The organism is Actinomyces sp. oral taxon 175 str. F0384 (assembly GCF_000223355.1).
Lineage (GTDB): Bacteria > Actinomycetota > Actinomycetes > Actinomycetales > Actinomycetaceae > Actinomyces > Actinomyces oris.
This window is the reverse complement of the sequence record NZ_AFUR01000001.1, coordinates 657,074-675,380: the sequence shown is the minus strand read 5'-3', so window position 1 is coordinate 675,380 and position 18,307 is coordinate 657,074. Positions and strand designations below refer to the sequence as shown.

Below are 18,307 nucleotides of genomic sequence, written 5' to 3'. Positions count from 1 at the left end.
GAAGATGGCCCGTCGCTGCGTGTCAGCGGCGGGCCACCATCGTCCGTCTCAAGCGAGTGCGGGCCGAGACTCAGTCCTCCAGAGGCTGCTCCACCGCCTCAACGTGTGTGCGAGGCAGCGTGATGTGCCCGGAGGTGGCGACATCATGACGCCAGTTGTGGTCGGTGATGATGCGCGCCAGGGCCAGCCCCACACCGATGGCGGTGATGACGAAGAAGACCTCAGCCAGGTTCGTGGCCGCTTCGCCGACGTCGACGCCGAGCTTGTCCACGGAGAGCGTGTTGAGCGCGGAGATGGCCCGGTAGAAGGGAACCCCGGGGATCATGATGACGACGGCGGGAACGGAGAGAGCCACCCGGGACAGGGAGGCGCGGGAGACGAAGAGCTGGGCGAGCAGGCCGATCGTGACCGCGGCCAGGCCCACTGCGAGCTGCCACGGCACGTGGAAGACATCAATGAGAAGCAGTCTGCCGGTATTAGCCAGAGCCCCGACCACTGCAGCCAGCATGCTGGCCTTCACGCCTGCATTGAACAGCATGGCGAATCCGTAGGCTGCGATGAAGGAGCAGAAGCAGCGCAGAACGTAGAGGATAGGACCGTCGAGAGTGCTACCGCTGGCCGCAGCAACATCCCACCGGAAAATGAAGGTGACGGTCCACACGGCGACGCCGGCCGCCGCCATGACCATGAGCACGTAGGCGCTGCGGGAGAGGGCCGAGGAGAAGTCCTGTCGGAACAGGTCCAGCATGGCGGTGACCATTGGGAAACCAGGGATGAGGAAGAGGATCGCCGAGATGATGCCGCCCTGGTGGTTTCCTGCCACCGCGCCAGTAGCGTTCAGCAATGTCACGATGCCCATGTAGGTGCCGGAAGCCGCAACTCCGCAGACGAGCCAGGTGAAGAAGTGCTGATAGTGGCGCTCCAGCATTTGTCGGCGAACGAACTGTCCGAGGAATGCCGCGACGAGGACCGTCAGGCACTCCACCCAACCGCCCTTGTTAAGAAAGCAGAATCCGGCACAGGCCACGCCCGAGGCTGCCGCGTTGGTGAAGGCGTTGTAGCGGGCGTGCATCTTCTCGACCTGTTCAAGCTTGGCCTCGAGGTGCTCGACGGTCTCGTGGGCGCGCAGGTCGTGGACGATGCGGCGCAGTGCCTCCAAGCGACCGACGTTGACACCGACCCGACGCACTTCGCAGGCCTCAGTACGGAACCGGTTGCCGACGTAGGAGGAGGTGACGATCTCGGTCATCGTCACGGTCGCCTCGTGGCGGTCGAGGCCGACAGCCGAGGCAGCTCTGGCCATGGAGGACTTGATGCGGTAGGAGCCGGCACCGGCGGCGAGCATGAGCCGTCCCAGGTGCAGCACGACGTCGGACTGTTGCATGAGCCGATCGGCATCGAGACTCGGTTCGTGGCCGTTGTCCGATGGAGTGGCAGGGAGGTCGCTATGAGTCACAGAGACAATGGTGCACCGTTTCGTATCCCACTGTCAGTTCGGTCCGGGTATCGCGCGGTTTCAGATACTGGAGTGTGAGGTGTTGTGGGGTGGTGTTGAGTGTCTTGTTGGTGCGGGATCATACGTGACTGGCCCGGAGCCGCTCGTGGCGGTTCCGGGCCAGCTGTGTGGTGTGTGCTCGGTGGTGTCCTACTCTCCCGCACCCTGGCGGGTGCAGTACCATCGGCGCTGTCAGGCTTAGCTTCCGGGTTCGGGATGGATGCCGGGCGTTTCCCTGTCGCTGTGACCACCGAGACGACTACATGGGCAGTGCTGGACCGTCATCTCTGGTGCGGTTATTCGGTTATCCGTGTGGCAGCCTGCCGACCCGCACTCACGCATGCTTGCGCGTGAGTGCGTGTGGTTGGTGGTTGGGTTGGGTGTGGACCGTATAGTGGACGCTTCGCTCTACTGTGGTTGCTCACCCCCCGGGCTGCACGCGGTGTGCGTGTGTTGGGGGTGTTGTTGTTTGTGTTGGCCTATTAGTACCAGTCAGCTCACAGACCGTTGCCGGTCTTCCACTTCTGGCCTATCAACCCAGTAGTCTGCTGGGGGCCTACCAAAAAGGACAAGTCCTTCTTGTGGAGACCTTATCTTGAAGATGGTTTCCCGCTTAGATGCTTTCAGCGGTTACCCTTCCCGAACGTAGCCAACCAGCCGTGCCCCGGGCGGGACAACTGGCACACCAGAGGTTCGTCCGTCCCGGTCCTCTCGTACTAGGGACAGGCCTTCTCAAGTCTCCTGCGCGCGCAGAGGATAGGGACCGAACTGTCTCACGACGTTCTAAACCCAGCTCGCGTACCGCTTTAATGGGCGAACAGCCCAACCCTTGGGACCTGCTCCAGCCCCAGGATGCGACGAGCCGACATCGAGGTGCCAAACCATGCCGTCGATATGGACTCTTGGGCAGGATCAGCCTGTTATCCCCGGGGTACCTTTTATCCGTTGAGCGACGACCCACCCACACGGGATCGCCGGATCACTAGTTCCTACTTTCGTACCTGCTCGACCCGTCGGTCTCACAGTCAAGCTCCCTTGTGCACTTGCACTCAACACCTGGTTGCCGACCAGGCTGAGGGAACCTTTGAGCGCCTCCGTTACACTTTAGGAGGCAACCGCCCCAGTTAAACTACCCACCAGGCACTGTCCCTAACCCGGATCACGGGCCCAGGTTCAGGCGCACGCCATAACCAGAGTGGTATTTCAAGGACGACTCCACCGCCACTGGCGTAACGGCTTCACAGTCTCCCACCTATCCTGCACAAGCTATAGCGGGCGCCAATACCAAGCTGTAGTAAAGGTCCCGGGGTCTTTCCGTCCTTCTGCGCGAAACGAGCATCTTTACTCGTACTGCAATTTCGCCGAGCTCATGGTTGAGACAGCGGGGAAGTCGTTACGCCATTCGTGCAGGTCGGAACTTACCCGACAAGGAATTTCGCTACCTTAGGATGGTTATAGTTACCACCGCCGTTTACTGGGGCTTAAATTCACCACTTCACCCGAGGGTTGATGGTTCCTCTTAACCTTCCAGCACCGGGCAGGCGTCAGTCCGTATACATCGCCTTACGGCTTCGCACGGACCTGTGTTTTTAGTAAACAGTCGCTTCCCCCTGGCCTCTGCGACCCTCCCCCCTAGCCCGCAAACGGGGCTTCAGGGATCAGGCCCCCCTTCTCCCGAAGTTACGGGGGCATTTTGCCGAGTTCCTTAACCATGATTCACTCGTGCGCCTAGGCATACTCTGCCCGACCACCTGTGTCGGTTTAGGGTACGGGCGGCTGGCACCATCGCGTCGAGGCTTTTCTCGGCACCCCAGGATCACCCTGTTATCCCCCACCAGTGTGAGGTCACCATCACGCCTCACCCCCGTCATCAAAGACAGTCCCCCGGATTTACCTGGGAAACGGGCTGCGCGCTTGAACGGACCAAGCCATCAGGTCCGCCGGGCTACCACTGTGCGTCACCCCTGTTAACACGCTTGCCTACCTGCACGGAGGATCCCCAGACCCCACCACCACAACCACACCGTCAGGCGAACCTGACACATGCGGCATACATGGTGGTTGGGCGTGGGTTAGCACCCGCGCGTCAGCATGGGCGGTGCTTCGCCGGTACGGGAATATCAACCCGTCATCCATCGACTACGCCTGTCGGCCTCGCCTTAGGTCCCGACTCACCCAGGGCGGACTAGCCTGGCCCTGGAACCCTTGGTCATTCGGCGCTAGGGCTTCTCACCCTAGTATCGCTACTCATGCCTGCATTCTCACTCCCGCACCGTCCACCAGCAGTCACCCACAGGCTTCCCCCGGTGCAGGACGCTCCCCTACCACCCACAACCCCTGCCACCACCCCGACAAAACGGGATGATGAAGGGAATGATGTCATGGGTCCGCGGCTTCGGCGGTGTGCTTGAGCCCCGCTACATTGTCGGCGCACGATCACTTGACCAGTGAGCTATTACGCACTCTTTCAAGGATGGCTGCTTCTAAGCCAACCTCCTGGTTGTCTGCGCGACCGCACATCCTTTCCCACTTAGCACACGCTTAGGGGCCTTAGCCGGCGATCTGGGCTGTTTCCCTCTCGACCACGGAGCTTATCCCCCGCGGTCTCACTGCCACGCTACAACCCGACGGCATTCGGAGTTTGGTTGACGTCAGTAACCCTGTGGGGCCCATCAGCCACCCAGTAGCTCTACCTCCGCCGGGCAACACGCGACGCTGCACCTAAATGCATTTCGGGGAGAACCAGCTATCACGGAGTTTGATTGGCCTTTCACCCCTACCCACAGCTCATCCCCCCAGTTTTCAACCTAGGTGGGTTCGGTCCTCCACACGCTCTTACACGTGCTTCAACCTGGCCATGGGTAGATCACCCCGCTTCGGGTCCAGAACGCGCCACTACACATCGCCCTATTCGGACTCGCTCTCGCTACGGCTACCCCACACGGGTTAACCTCGCGACACGCCACTGACTCGCAGGCTCATTCTTCAAAAGGCACGCCACCACCCCCACACAAGACGTGCGGAGGCTCTGACGGCTTGTAAGCGCCCGGTTTCAGGTACTATTTCACTCCCCTCCCGGGGTACTTTTCACCATTCCCTCACGGTACTATCCACTATCGGTCATCAGGAGGTATTCAGGCAGCCAAGTGGTCTTGGCAGATTCACACAGGATTCCACGAGCCCCGTGCTACTCGGGCACCATCCCAGACACGCACCAACCAGTTCCGCCTACGGGGGTATCACCCACTACGCCACGCCTTCCCAGACGATTCAGCTACCGGCCAGCACACGCGCCCCCTCTCCGGCAGAAGAGAAACAGGACAGCCCCACAACCCCGCACACGCAACCCCTGCCGAGTATCACACGCACACGGTTTAACCATCATCCGCTTTCGCTCGCCACTACTCACGGAATATCTTCTCCTACGGGTACTGAGATGTTTCACTTCCCCGCGTCACCCCCCACACCCTATACAATTCAGATGCAGGTGACACGACATAACTCGTGCCGGGTCCCCCCATTCGGAAACCCTCGGATCACAGCCCGCCAGCCGGCTCCCCGAGGAATATCGCAGGCCACCACGTCCTTCATCGGCCCCTGATGCCAAGGCATCCACCGAACGCTCAAAAAACAAACAACAAAAGATACACGAACACAATCAAGAACAGAACACACACCAACAGGCGCCTGCTCTGAGCAATCAATTCGCAGAAATCATTACAGTAAGATGCTCGCGTCCACTATACAGTTCACAACCAACCCACCCACACCCACACCCCACCACCCACAAACAAGGCAGCAGAACACGGGTCAGGCAACCAGGGCGCACTGCCCCAGAACCCCGACAGCATGCCACCCCCACACACGCGAGGGCACCCACCACGCCCCACTCCCCACACAAGCAGGAAGCAGAAGCATGACAGGCGTGTCTCCTACACCAATCACCAGACAAGCCAACCACCCCGCACACCAGTGCACGACAGTCGGCCGCCCAGCCCTTCCGCAAGGGCAGACCCCCAGCCGGCCCAGACCCACACGGCCCAGACAAGATCAAACGGCCAGGAAGCCACCCCCACAATCAATCCTTAGAAAGGAGGTGATCCAGCCGCACCTTCCGGTACGGCTACCTTGTTACGACTTCGTCCCAATCACCAGCCCCACCTTCGACCGCTCCCCGTAGGGCCACGGGCTTCGGGTGTTGCCGACTTTCATGACGTGACGGGCGGTGTGTACAAGGCCCGAGAACGTATTCACCGCAGCGTTGCTGATCTGCGATTACTAGCGACTCCAACTTCACGGTGTCGAGTTGCAGACACCGATCCGAACTGAGACCGGCTTTAAGGGATTCGCTCCACCTCACGGTATCGCAGCCCTCTGTACCGGCCATTGTAGCATGCGTGAAGCCCAAGACATAAGGGGCATGATGATTTGACGTCATCCCCACCTTCCTCCGAGTTGACCCCGGCAGTCTCCCGCGAGTCCCCACCACAACGTGCTGGCAACACGGGACAAGGGTTGCGCTCGTTGCGGGACTTAACCCAACATCTCACGACACGAGCTGACGACAACCATGCACCACCTGTGAACCGGCCCCACAAGGAGGAAACCCCGTCTCCGGAGCCGACCGGCACATGTCAAGCCTTGGTAAGGTTCTTCGCGTTGCATCGAATTAATCCGCATGCTCCGCCGCTTGTGCGGGCCCCCGTCAATTCCTTTGAGTTTTAGCCTTGCGGCCGTACTCCCCAGGCGGGGCACTTAATGCGTTAGCTACGGCGCGGAAGACCCGGAAAAGGCCCCCCACACCTAGTGCCCAACGTTTACGGCGTGGACTACCAGGGTATCTAATCCTGTTCGCTCCCCACGCTTTCGCTCCTCAGCGTCAGTAACGGCCCAGAGACCCGCCTTCGCCACCGGTGTTCTTCCTGATATCTGCGCATTCCACCGCTACACCAGGAGTTCCAGTCTCCCCTACCGCACTCAAGCCGGCCCGTACCCACCGCAAGCCCCCAGTTAAGCCAGAGGATTTCACGACAGACGCGACCAGCCGCCTACGAGCTCTTTACGCCCAATAATTCCGGACAACGCTCGCGCCCTACGTATTACCGCGGCTGCTGGCACGTAGTTAGCCGGCGCTTCTTATCCAGCTACCGTCAACCCACCCACAAGGGACAGGCCTGCTTCACTGGCGAAAGAGGTTTACAACCCGAAGGCCTCCATCCCTCACGCGGCGTCGCTGCATCAGGCTTGCGCCCATTGTGCAATATTCCCCACTGCTGCCTCCCGTAGGAGTCTGGGCCGTGTCTCAGTCCCAGTGTGACCGTCCACCCTCTCAGGCCGGCTACCCGTCACCGCCTTGGTAGGCCATCACCCCACCAACAAGCTGATAGGCCGCGAGCCCATCCCCCACCGAAGCAATATCTTTCCCACACCCACCATGCAGCAGGCGCAGAATATCCCGTATTAGCCACACTTTCATGCGGTTATCCAGAAGAAGGGGGCAGGTTACTCACGTGTTACTCACCCGTTCGCCACTCATCCAGAACCAGCAAAAACCGGTCCCTTCACCGTTCGACTTGCATGTGTTAAGCACGCCGCCAGCGTTCGTCCTGAGCCAGGATCAAACTCTCCAAACAAAACCAACAAAATTCAAGCCCCAACCAACCACAAACAGCCAGCCAGAACCCAAAGTCAGTACAACAGTCCAGAAAACCAGACCAGGCCCAACCCAACCCCCACAACAAAAGAAATGAGGGCCAGGCAAACCAAAACAAAACAACCCCAACAACCACACACAACCAAAATCATGCGCAGCCCCCAGGGCCATGGCATAAAAAACATGACACACTATCGAGTTCTCAAACAACACACCCAGCCGGAACTCAATCGAGCCTTTTGACTCAACTTCGCTCTGGCGAGCAACTCCGCTACTCTAGAACATTTGTCGGTTCGACGTCAACCTCAGAAGCATTGTTCCTGGTCACACCGATCGACGTTCTGTTGTAGTGAGTTCGCCGCTGGAAGGTCTCAAGCAAGGCCCGAGCCGTCCGGCAGCGGGCTGTACTTTAGGCAGGTCCACCCCTCAGACGTCAAACCGATCGCCCATGATCCAGGACACATCGACTTTTCCTCGCCATTCCAACCGTTTCGATGAACGCATCGCCGCATATCGATAACACCCCGCCGTTCGTCAGTATCCACCGAGCAGTCCGGTATGTCTACAATCGGCCAGTCAGTTTACCGTTCAACTACTGGTGTCCGGCATCGGACCCCAGCGATCATCAAGGAGCACCTCCCGTGCCTGCTTCCACTCGTGGCGCCAAGCGCCCTCGTTCCGGATCCGACATCGTGACCAGCCCGTCGGCTCGCATCGTGCTGGCCGCCCTGCGGATCGTCGTCGGCTTCATCTTCCTGTGGACCTTCCTGGACAAGACGTTCGGCCTTGGATTCTCCACCCCTCGTCAGATGGCCTGGATCAACGGAGGTCAACCCGCCCAGGGCTTCATCAAGGGCGTGGCGGTTCACAGCCCCTTCGGGAGTGCCTTCGAGCTGCTGGCCAACCCGGTCGGCGACTGGCTGTTCATGGCCGGGATGCTCGGGGTGGGCGTCGCCCTGACTCTCGGCATTGGGCTCAAGGTGAGCGCCTTCGCGGCCTCAGCACTCATGGTTCCGTTGTATCTGGCCCTGTGGCCCATCGGAACCGGAGGTACCGAGAACACCGCGACCAACCCCCTGGTCGATCTCCACTGGGTTCTGACCCTGTCCGCCATCCTCTTCGCCCTGACTCGGGCCGGCGACACCCTGGGGCTGGGCACCTGGTGGTCTCGTCTGGTCGGCGACTCCTGGCTGCGCTGATGTCTCCGTCGTCGTGACCGACGAGCGAGCTCGGCCCAGGTCCTGAGTACCGCCAGGGGCGTGAGACACCCGAAGGTGTCTCACGCCCCTGGCTACGTCACCTGGAACCTAGGCTTCTCACTCCGTCTCGGCGAACTTGCGGACCGCCTTGGCCACGGCGTCGGCGACCCGGGTGTCGAAGGCGCCCGGGATGATGTACACCGGGCTGATCTCGTCGTCGGCGATCACCGAGGCGATACCGGTGGAAGCGGCCCGCAGCAGCTCGGTGGAGATGTCGGTGATACCTGTGTCCAGCAGGCCGCGGAAGAGCCCGGGGAAGGCCAGCACATTGTTGATCTGGTTGGGGAAGTCCGAGCGTCCGGTCGCCACCACGGCGGCGTAGTCGGCCGCACGGATCGGGTCGACCTCCGGGATCGGGTTGGCCATGGCGAAGACGATGGCGCCGTCGTTCATGACCTCCAGGTCCTCGGGCTCGAGCAGGTTGCCCGACGAGACGCCGATGAAGACGTCGGCCCCCTTGAGGCCCTCCTTGAGGGAACCGGTCACCTGACGCGGGTTGGTGTTCTCAGCCAGCCACTTGCGGTGCTCGTTCATCCCCTCGGTGTTCGCCGCAGACAGGGCCCCGGTGCGCCCGTAGCCGACGATGTCCGTGGCGCCGTGTGCCATGAGCAGCTTGGCAATGGCGCTGCCGGCCGCACCGACACCGGACAGGACGATGCGCACGTCCTCGATCTTCTTGCCCACGATCTTCAGAGCGTTGATGAGGGCCGCCAGAGTCACGATGGCGGTACCGTGCTGGTCGTCGTGGAAGACCGGGATGTCGAGCTCCTCGCGCAGGCGGGCCTCGATGTCGAAGCACTTGGGGGCGGCGATGTCCTCCAGGTTGATGCCGCCGTAGGCCGGGGCGATGGCCTTGACGATGGAGATGATCTCCTCGGGGTCTTTCGTGTCCAGGGCCACCGGCCAGGCGTCCACGTTGCCGAACTGCTTGAACAGAACGGCCTTGCCCTCCATGACGGGCATGGCGGCGGACGGGCCGATGTCCCCCAGCCCCAAGACCGCGGTCCCGTCGGTGACGACGGCGACGGTGTTCTTCTTGATGGTGAGCATCCGGGCGCGCTCGGGGTGGTCGTAGATGGCCTTGCAGACGCGGGCCACTCCGGGGGTGTAGACACGGGCCAGGTCACGACGGTTGTGAATCGGGTACTTGCTAGCGATCTCGATCTTGCCTCCGACGTGAGTCAGGAAGGTCGAGTCGCCAACGTTGCGGACGACGACGCCGTCAATCTCCTCCAACTTGGCAACCAGCTCGTTGCGGTGCTTGGAGTCCCGGGTATCCGCCGTGAGATTGACGGTGAGCTTGTCGCCGTCGGAGTCGGCCACGTCGACGCCGGTGACGATGGCACCAGTCGCAGTGGCAGTGTCGACCAGGCGGGCCACCGCCTTCTGGGAGGCGGGCACCTCGAGGTACAGGGCGACGGTGTAACTGGGACTGGGCTGAACCATGGACACTCCTCGTGGGATGGGCGGGACTTGAGGTCAGTACTCCGAGCCTATCTCTCACCGACCGCCAGCCACTCGGATGACGGTCCTATTGTGACCGGATGCTGAGATTCCGGGCAGCTTTCGCAAGCAATCTCACCCTGCTCGCAAGCCCTCCATCACCGACGCGAGCCGCCGGGGATGCTGAGGGGAACCGCCGGCAACGGACAGTCCGGCCCGTCACCACTGGCTGGATGCAGCGGTGACGGGCCGGATTGTCCCGAACCGCCCTCAGTACGGGAGGGCGATGCAAGGAGAAGAGGATTCAGCAGACCTGCGGCGAGACCCGCCTCAGCCCTGCACGCGCTCCATGACGAGCTCGCGTACGCGCTTGGCATCGGCCTGGCCGCGGGTCGCCTTCATGACGGCTCCGACGATGGCGCCGGCGGCCTGGACCTTGCCGCCGCGGATCTTGTCCGCCACGTCCGGGTTGGCGGCCAGGGCCTCGTCCACGGCGGCCAGCAGCGCGGAGTCGTCGGAGACGACCTCGAGCCCGCGAGCAGCGGCCACGGCCTCAGGATCACCTTCGCCGGCCAGGACCCCTTCGAGAACCTGGCGGGCGAGCTTGTCGGTCAGGCGCCCGGAGTCCACCAGCCCTTGCAGCTCGGCGATCTGCTCGGGCGTGACGGCCATGTCCTCCAGGGCCGTCTCCTGCTCCTTGGCCCTGCGGGAGAGCTCACCCATCCACCACTTGCGGGCGGCCTGACCGGTGATCCCCGCTGCCGCGGTGGCCTCGATGAGCTCGAGCGCCCCGGCGTTGACGACGTCGCGCATCTCGGTGTCGCTCAGACCCCACTCGGCCTTGAGGCGACGACGCTTGGCCGCGGGCATCTCGGGCAGCCCCGCACGGATCTCCTCGACCCATTCACGGCTGGGCGCCACCGGCACGAGGTCCGGCTCGGGGAAGTAGCGGTAGTCGTCGGCGTCGGACTTGACACGACCGGCGCGGGTGGTGCCATCGGCCTGGCCGTGACGGGTCTCCTGAAGCACCTCTCCCCCGGCGGCCAGGATCGCGGCCTGACGCTGGATCTCGTAGCGGACGACCTGCTCGATCCCACGGAAGGTGTTGACGTTCTTGGTCTCGGTGCGGGTGCCCAACGGCGCGTCGGGCGACTCGCGCAGAGAGACGTTGACGTCGGCGCGCACGTTGCCGCGCTCCATACGCGCCTCGGAGACGCCCAGGGCCCGGAAGATGTCGCGCAGGGTGCGCACGTAGGCGGCGGCGACCTGAGGCGCCCTGGCACCGGTGCCCTCGATGGGGCGGGTGACGATCTCCACCAGCGGCACGCCGGCGCGGTTGTAGTCCACCAGGGAGTGGCTGGCGCCCTCGATGCGGCCGTCGGCACCCCCGATGTGGGTGTTCTTGCCGGCGTCCTCCTCCATGTGGGCGCGCTCGATCGGGATGGTGAAGAAGGAGCCGTCCTCCATCTCGATCTCCAGGGCGCCGTCGTAGGCGATGGGCTCATCGGACTGGGAGGTCTGGAAGTCCTTGGCCAGGTCCGGGTAGAAGTAGTTCTTCCGGGCGAAGCGGCAGGACTGCGCGATCTCACAGCCCAGGGCCAGGCCGATACGGATGGCGTACTCCACGCCACGGGCGTTGACCACCGGCAGCGCACCGGGAAGGCCCACCGACGTGGGGGTCACCATCGTGTTGGGCTGAGCGCCGAAGACGTTGGGGGCGGCGTCGAACATCTTGGTGGCGGTCCCCAGCTCGACGTGCACCTCGAGTCCCAGGACCGGGTCGTAGCGACGAACGGCCTCGTCGAAGTCCATCAGCGTGTCACTCATCGTGTCTCCTCCAGCTCGGGCGCACGCGACAGCAGCGGCGCCCCCCATGTCTCCTCCAGCGCGGCCTCCAGGACGGCACCCACGCGGTACAGGCGGTCATCGGCCCTCTGCGGCGCCAGGATCTGGAAGCCCACCGGAAGCCCGTCATCACTCAGCCCCGAGGGCAGGCTCATGCCGGGTACCCCCGCGAGGTTGGCCGGGATCGTGGTCACGTCCAGTTTGTACATCGCCAGCGGGTCGTCCTTCTCCCCGAAGCGGTAGGCCGTCACCGGGGCGGTGGGCGAGACGAGGATGTCCGCCTTGTCCCAAGCGGCGGCGAAGTCGCGCTGCACGAGAGTGCGCACCTTCTGGGCCGAGCCGTAGTAGGCGTCGTAGTAGCCGGCCGACAGCACGTGGGTGCCCAGGATGATGCGGCGCTTGACCTCGTCACCGAAGCCCGCCCCGCGGGTGGCCGCCATGACGGTCTCGGCGGTGACCGGTCCCGACGCCGGTTCGACCCGCAGGCCGTAACGCATCCCGTCGTAGCGGGCCAGGTTGGAGGAGGCCTCGGCGGGCATGATGAGGTAGTAGGCGTCCAGCGCGTACTCCAGGTGCGGCAGGGAGACGGTCTCCACCTGCGCGCCGGCCGCCTCGAGCAGCTCCAGGGCGGCGTGGAAGGAGGCCACGACGCCGTCGTGGTAGCCCTCTCCGCCGTCGAGCTCGGAGATGACGCCGACTCGCAGTCCGGTCAGGTCCCTTCCCTCCTGGGCGGCCCGGACCACGGAGGCCATGTCGCGCGGGGCGTCCGGCAGCGAGGTCGAGTCCAGCGGGTCGTGAGAGGCGATGACATCGTGTAGCAGAGCGGTGTCCAGCACCGTACGGGCCATGGGGCCCGGCGTGTCGAGGGAGGAGGCCATGGCGATGACGCCGAAGCGCGAGACCGTGCCGTAGGTCGGCTTGACGCCGACCGTGCCGGTGACGGCCGCGGGTTGGCGGATCGAGCCCCCGGTGTCGGTGCCCACGGCGACGGGGGCCTCGTAGGCGCCCACGGCCGCGGCCGAGCCACCCGAGGATCCTCCCGGGATGCGGCCCAGGTCCCAGGGGTTGGCGGTGCGGCCGAAGGCCGAGTGCTCGGTGGAGCCGCCCATGGCGAACTCGTCGAGATTGGTCTTGCCCAGGATCGGGGTGCGGGCGGCGCGCAGGTTGCGCACGAGGGTGGCGTCATAGGGCGGCACCCATCCCTCGAGGATCCGTGAGGCGGCGGTGGTGACCTGGCCTCGGGTGACGATGAGGTCCTTGACGGCCACCGGCACACCGGTCAGCTCGCTGGTCGCCCGGCCCTCCTTGCGGGCGGCGTCAGCGGCGTCGGCCTGGCTCAGGGCGCACTCGGCATCGACGTTGAGGAAGGCCCCGACGACGCCGTCGACGGCGGCGATGCGGTCGAGGTGGGCCTGGGTGAGCTCGCGTGAGGAGACCTCCCCCGCCGCCAGGGCCGCGGCCTGCTCGGCGGCGCTGCTCCTGATGAGGACGGCCAGGGCGTTGGTGCTGTGAGCGCTCATGAGGCGGAGTCCTCCCCCAGGATCTGCGGAACGAGGAACATGGAGTCCTCGCTGGCCGGCGCGCCGGCCAGGAGCTCGTCGACGTCGAGCGTGGGGGCCGGAACGTCCTCACGCAGCACGTTGGTCAGGGGCACGGGGTGGGAGGTCGCCGGCAGGTCGGGCGTGACCACGCTCGTGACCCGGGCGAAGGAGGAGGCGACGGCGTCCAGCTCTCCGGCCAGACGCGACACCTCCTCATCGCTCAGGGCGACCCGAGCCAGCGCCGCAACCCGTGCGACCTCATCAGTGGAAATAGCAGACATGGTGTGGAGTCTAGCCGGGTCGAGCCTGGCTGCGGCCCCACCGCGTCGACATCGCAGGCGCGACCGGCACGCCCGGCCCGAATCGGCGCCCCTCTCCCGCCGGCGGTGCATGGGTACCAAGCCCTGCGGGTTCCTAGGAAACTGAACCGACACCGAATTCGTGCGATCTCACAGAGTCTCATCCCCGAGGATGATTGACATCATCTCGTTTCACAGATGTCATGGTAATCACCAGGGTGAGGACCGCCCCGCCGGCGACGGCGCTGCCGCGTTGACGCAGGTCGGACCAGGAACAGCCCTTGGGTCAGACCTCCATCCAGTACCTTGGACCACCGGAGGTCGGATGGACCACTGAATTCGGCCACCCCGCCCCACACGGGACCCGTGGCCGAGGGACGAGGATGCATGAGCAGCAACACTTCCCCCGCCGGCACGCAGAACCAGGGAGAAGCCTCACAGAGCGAGACCACTGTGCTCAGCACGCCCTACGGGCAGCCCGAAGGCGTGCGTCGTCAGTCCGTCTTCCAGGCGGCTGCGAAAGCCACGGCACCGCAGGCCCATTCCGCCAATACCGCCTCAAGCGGTACGAGCGCCGAGCAGAGCAGCACTGAGGAGATCGAGGCCATCGCCCCGGCAGCGACCTCAGAACCGGGCTCCGGCAGCGAGCCCGGCGATCAGTCGACGCTCGAGGGCGCTTCAGGAACCGAGAGCACTGTCAGCGCCGGTGATTCCGCCACGGCCGTCCCGGTGACGAATGCCTTCCGGGCGCTGACCTCCACCGCTGCGGAGCCATCCTCGACCGAGCCGCGGCGGCGTCGCCGTTGGCCCCTGGGAGTCGCGGCCGCAGCGCTCCTCCTGCTGGGTGTCGCCGGTGCCGGAGGCTACGCCTACGCCGCGCACTACGACGGCCGGGCCGTCCCGGGGACCACTGTGGCCGGCACCGACGTCTCCGGCAAGAGCCGGCAGGAGGTGGTGGCCGCCATTGAGGAGCGCGCCAAGAGCACCAAGGTCGACATCTCCGGAGACGTCACCGCCAGCGCCTCTCTGGCGGACCTGGGAACCACCGTGGACGCCCAGGCGACCGCCGACGCCGTCATGGCCCGGGGCGACACGCTCGGTGAGAAGTTCCGCGCCCTGGTCTCCCAAGGCAAGAGCGAGGTCCCGGTGGTCTCCACCACCGACAAGACCAAGGTGAGCAGCTACGCCACCTCCCTGATCCCCGAGGACCGCGCCAAGGCACGCAACGCCACCGTGGTCCTGGGCGAGGACGGCACCACCTTCACCACCACGAGCTCGGCCAACGGATCCTCCCTGGACGCCAACACCCTGGCCCAGGCCGCACAGAAGGCCGCCACGTCCCTGGACTCCTCGTCGATCTCCCTGACGATCACGGACGCCGCCCCGAAGGTCTCCGACTCCGACGCCCAGAAGGTCGCCGACAAGGCCAACGGCTGGGTCTCCCAGGACGTCACCATCACCATGGGCGAGGATTCCTACACGGCGGAGAACACGGACAAGGCCTCGTGGATCAAGATCACCAACTCGACCGAGTCCGCCCCGACCATTGCCGTGGACTCCTCAAAGGTCTCCCAGTGGGTCAAGGCCAAGGCTGAGGAGGCCAGCTCCGAGCCCGTCACCGGCGAGCGCAACGTCAATGCCAGCGGCCAGGTGGTCTCCACCCCGACAGAGGCCAAGGACGGCAAGACCGTCAACAACGCCGATGCGGTGACCACCGCGATCACGCAGTCCCTGGGCAGCAACAAGGCCTACTCCGGCTCCTTCGAGGCCACGACGGTCAAGGCGGAGTGGAAGGATCGCACCATCGCCAATGGTGCGGAGAAGCTGCCCTACCAGGCCGCTCCTGGTGAGAAGTGGGTCGACCTCAACCTGTCGAACAAGACGGTGACCGCTTACGAGGGGGCGACCGTCGTGCACGGCCCGGTCTCCATCGTCGACGGCGCCGCCGAGACCCCCACGGTCACCGGCACCTACAAGGTCTACCTGCAGTACGAGTCCCAGACCATGCGCGGTGAGAACGCCGACGGCTCCCCCTACGTCGCCGAGGACGTCCCGTGGGTGAGCTACTTCTACAGCGGCTACGCCTTCCACGGCGCGGGCTGGCGCTCCAGCTTCGGGTACTCCGGCTCCCACGGCTGCGTCAATATGCCGGTCCCCGAGGCGCAGTGGATCTACAACTGGGTCGACACGAACACGGTGGTCCACAGCCACTACTGAGCCGGTATCAGCGCCAGTAACAGCCGAGTCGCGAACGGGGCGGGGCACCTCCTGACAAGGAGGTGCCCCGCCCCGTTCGTGCGTCCTCAGGAGACCGCCTGGGGTCCGCCCTCCAGGAGCGCCACGAAGCCCTCCTCGTCAAGGATCGTCAGCCCCAGCTCGCGGGCCTTGGTCTCCTTGGAGCCCGCCTTGTCCCCCACGACGACGAAGCTCGTCTTCTTCGAGACGCTGCCCGAGGCCTTGCCGCCGCGCGAGACGATGGCCTCCTTGGCGCTGTCCCGGGTGAATCCCTCCAGGGAGCCGGTGACGACGACGGTCAGGCCCTCCAAGGTGCGCGCCGGCTCCTCCTGCTCCTCTGAGGCCTCCTCCCGGGTGCGGACCCCGGCGGCCTCCCAGCGGCTGAGGATCTCGCGATGCCAGTCGACCTCACGCCACCGCACCCAGGACTCGGCGATGGTGGGTCCGACGCCGTCGACCTCGGCCAGCTCAGCAATGTCTGCCTGGCACAGGGCCTCCAGGGACCTGAAGCGCGCCGCCAGGGCCCGGGCGGCGGTCGGGCCGACGTGGCGCACGGACAGGGCCACCAGGATGCGCCACAGCGGGCGGCTGCGGGCCTGGCGGAGCTGGGAGAGCATGGCGGTGGCGTTCTTCCCCGGAGCAGTCGCCTTCTTGACCCGCCCGTCGGCGTCGTAGGTCTGCTTGGTCCAGAAGAACCGGCTCAGGCGCCAGTCCCCGGTGGGGACGCCGCGACGGGAGACGGGGCGCCAGACGAAGACCTCGCGCAGGTCGTCCTCGGTCAGGTCGAACAGGGTGGCCTCGCCGGTGAGTACCGGTGTCTGCTCGGTGATCCCCGCCTGCCTCAGGAGCTCCTCAACGGCCTCCACCCGTTGGGAGACGTGGAGGGAGTCGAGCTCGCCGGGCGGGAGGCTAAGCCGTCCGCCTTCGGTCTCCAGGCTCCGCCCCGCCGCGAGCGCGGTCAGGGCCTCGCGGCGTCCGGCGTCGGGTCGGGTCAGGGCGCCGGCGGCCTCGTCCCCCAGCCCTTCGACGTCCAGAGCGCCCCGGGAGCCGATGTGAGCGATCCTCTCGGTGAGCTGGGCGGGGCAGGACCGGGTATTGGGGCAGCGCAGGTCGACGTCGCCGTCCTTGGCCGGCGCCAGCTCGGTGCCGCAGGAGGGGCAGTGCGTCGGCATGACGAAGTCCCGCTCGCTGCCGTCACGCAGGTCCGCGACCGGCCCCAGGATCTCAGGGATGACGTCGCCGGCCTTGCGCACGATGACCATGTCCCCGATGCGCACGCCCTTGCGGGCCACCTCGGTGGCGTTGTGGAGAGTGGCGCGGGCCACCGTCGAGCCGGCGACGAGGACCGGCTCCATCATGCCGAAGGGCGTGACGCGGCCGGTGCGTCCGACCTGGACGGCGATGTCCAGCAGGCGGGTACGGACCTCCTCGGGCGGGTACTTGTAGGCGGTGGCCCAGCGGGGCACTCGGGAGGTGTGGCCCAGGCGGCGCTGAAGGGAGTGGTCGTCGAGCTTGAAGACGATGCCGTCGATCTCGTGGATGAGGTCGTGGCGGTGGGCGGCGTAGCGCTCGATGTAGGCCTCACGCTCGGCGCGCCCCCTCACCACGGCGTTGTAGGGGGACACCGGCAGCCCCCAGCCGGCCAGCAGCTCGTACCACTCGTGCTGCCGGGTGGGGAGGCTCTCCCCTGGTGCGGGGGTGATCGCACCGACTCCGTGGGCGATCATCGCCAGAGGCCGGGAGGCGGTGACAGCGGGGTTCTTCTGGCGCAGCGAGCCGGCGGCCGCATTGCGGGGGTTGGCGAAGACCTGCAGGAGGGGGGCTCCGTCGGCCTGCCGCTGCACGTTGCGGGTGCGGCGCTCCTCGTTGAAGGCCTCGAAGTCCTGGGTGGGGAAGTAGACCTCTCCGCGCACCTCGAGCAGGGAGGGGTGGGCGTCGCCGGCCAGGACGAGGGGGACCGAGGCGATGGTGCGCACGTTACCGGTGACGTCCTCACCGGTGGTGCCGTCGCCGCGGGTCGCGGCCCGGGTGAGGATGCCGTCCTCGTAGGTCAGGGCCACGGCCAGGCCGTCGATCTTGACCTCGGCTGTCATGGCGAGTTCGTCGTCGCCGACCCCGGTCTCGGCGACCATGCGCTCGGCCCACTCCTGGACCTCGTCGAGGGAGAAGACGTCCTGAAGGGAGTACATGCGCTCGTGGTGCGGGGCGGGGGCGAAGTCGGTGACGGCGCGCCCGCCCACGGAGCGGGTCGGTGACCCGGCTCGAGCCAGGAGGGGGTGGGCCGCTTCCAGTCCCTCCAGCTCCCGATAGAGGGTGTCGTAGTCGGCGTCGGACAGGGGGCTCTCGGCATCGATCGCGTTGTAGTAGGCGTCGCGGGCGGCCTCGATGTCACGCACCAGCTCGCTCCAACGCTCCCGGGCGGCGGTGGGGATGGCGCTCAGATCCACGGGGCCACGCTGATCGGAGCGTGCCGAGGAGGGGGCCGGGGCGAGAGCGGATCCGCGGGGCGCGTCGGTGTCAGTCATGGGGTCATCTTC

At 65.3% G+C, this 18,307-nt stretch carries 8 protein-coding genes and 3 rRNA genes; 2 read left to right on the top strand and 9 right to left on the bottom strand.

From position 1 onward, the window contains the following. Positions 1–70 precede the first annotated feature (70 nt). The 4 genes from HMPREF9058_RS02835 to HMPREF9058_RS02820 all read right to left on the bottom strand — a co-directional run bounded on the left by HMPREF9058_RS02835 (position 71) and on the right by HMPREF9058_RS02820 (position 7,128). Positions 71–1,384, bottom strand: coding sequence for a threonine/serine exporter ThrE family protein (locus HMPREF9058_RS02835; protein ID WP_254654041.1), 1,314 nt, complete (start codon positions 1,382–1,384; stop codon positions 71–73). Positions 1,385–1,632: 248 nt separating this feature from the next. Then, positions 1,633–1,750: ribosomal RNA gene (gene rrf / locus HMPREF9058_RS02830) — 5S ribosomal RNA — on the bottom strand. A 207-nt stretch (positions 1,751–1,957) separates the two neighbouring features. After that, positions 1,958–5,134: ribosomal RNA gene (locus HMPREF9058_RS02825) — 23S ribosomal RNA — on the bottom strand. Positions 5,135–5,584: 450 nt separating this feature from the next. After that, positions 5,585–7,128: ribosomal RNA gene (locus tag HMPREF9058_RS02820) — 16S ribosomal RNA — on the bottom strand. Together the 16S, 23S and 5S rRNA genes form the textbook arrangement of a ribosomal RNA operon. Positions 7,129–7,789: 661 nt before the next feature. Here HMPREF9058_RS02820 and HMPREF9058_RS02815 point away from each other — a divergent pair. Beyond that, a complete protein-coding gene (locus tag HMPREF9058_RS02815; RefSeq protein WP_009747309.1) occupies positions 7,790–8,347 on the top strand; it encodes a hypothetical protein in 558 nt (185 codons plus the stop codon). Positions 8,348–8,464: 117 nt separating this feature from the next. Here the strand turns inward: HMPREF9058_RS02815 and HMPREF9058_RS02810 are convergent, their stop codons facing one another. The 4 genes from HMPREF9058_RS02810 to gatC form a co-directional block, all read right to left on the bottom strand. Beyond that, complete coding sequence (locus HMPREF9058_RS02810; protein WP_009747308.1) at positions 8,465–9,853, bottom strand: NADP-dependent malic enzyme; 1,389 nt, start codon at positions 9,851–9,853, stop codon at positions 8,465–8,467. Between the two features lie 327 nt (positions 9,854–10,180). Continuing rightward, positions 10,181–11,677, bottom strand: coding sequence for an Asp-tRNA(Asn)/Glu-tRNA(Gln) amidotransferase subunit GatB (gene gatB, locus HMPREF9058_RS02805; protein ID WP_009405656.1), 1,497 nt, complete (start codon positions 11,675–11,677; stop codon positions 10,181–10,183). Then, a complete protein-coding gene (gatA, locus tag HMPREF9058_RS02800) occupies positions 11,674–13,215 on the bottom strand; it encodes an Asp-tRNA(Asn)/Glu-tRNA(Gln) amidotransferase subunit GatA (RefSeq protein ID WP_009747577.1) in 1,542 nt (513 codons plus the stop codon). Before gatA ends, gatB begins: the two co-directional genes overlap by 4 nt. Continuing rightward, complete coding sequence (gene gatC / locus HMPREF9058_RS02795) at positions 13,212–13,517, bottom strand: Asp-tRNA(Asn)/Glu-tRNA(Gln) amidotransferase subunit GatC (RefSeq protein WP_003789737.1); 306 nt, start codon at positions 13,515–13,517, stop codon at positions 13,212–13,214. The genes gatA and gatC overlap by 4 nt, the downstream gene beginning before the upstream one ends. Positions 13,518–13,922: 405 nt before the next feature. On the opposite strand from gatC, the gene HMPREF9058_RS02790 reads away from it, so the two are divergent. Then, positions 13,923–15,752 (top strand): L,D-transpeptidase family protein, encoded by a 1,830-nt coding sequence (locus HMPREF9058_RS02790; protein ID WP_009406416.1) that lies wholly within the window; start codon positions 13,923–13,925, stop codon positions 15,750–15,752. An 86-nt stretch (positions 15,753–15,838) separates the two neighbouring features. Here the strand turns inward: HMPREF9058_RS02790 and ligA are convergent, their stop codons facing one another. Beyond that, positions 15,839–18,295, bottom strand: a complete 2,457-nt coding sequence (gene ligA / locus HMPREF9058_RS02785) for an NAD-dependent DNA ligase LigA (protein ID WP_009405793.1) — start codon at positions 18,293–18,295, stop codon at positions 15,839–15,841. Positions 18,296–18,307 lie beyond the last annotated feature (12 nt).

Coding starts and splice junctions, on each gene's coding strand:
- HMPREF9058_RS02835 (WP_254654041.1), bottom strand. CDS start 1,384: ATGCAACAGTCCGACGTCGTGCTGCACCTGGGACGGCTCATGCTCGCC.
- HMPREF9058_RS02810 (WP_009747308.1), bottom strand. CDS start 9,853: ATGGTTCAGCCCAGTCCCAGTTACACCGTCGCCCTGTACCTCGAGGTG.
- gatB (WP_009405656.1), bottom strand. CDS start 11,677: ATGAGTGACACGCTGATGGACTTCGACGAGGCCGTTCGTCGCTACGAC.
- gatA (WP_009747577.1), bottom strand. CDS start 13,215: ATGAGCGCTCACAGCACCAACGCCCTGGCCGTCCTCATCAGGAGCAGC.
- gatC (WP_003789737.1), bottom strand. CDS start 13,517: ATGTCTGCTATTTCCACTGATGAGGTCGCACGGGTTGCGGCGCTGGCT.
- HMPREF9058_RS02790 (WP_009406416.1), top strand. CDS start 13,923: ATGAGCAGCAACACTTCCCCCGCCGGCACGCAGAACCAGGGAGAAGCC.
- ligA (WP_009405793.1), bottom strand. CDS start 18,295: ATGACTGACACCGACGCGCCCCGCGGATCCGCTCTCGCCCCGGCCCCC.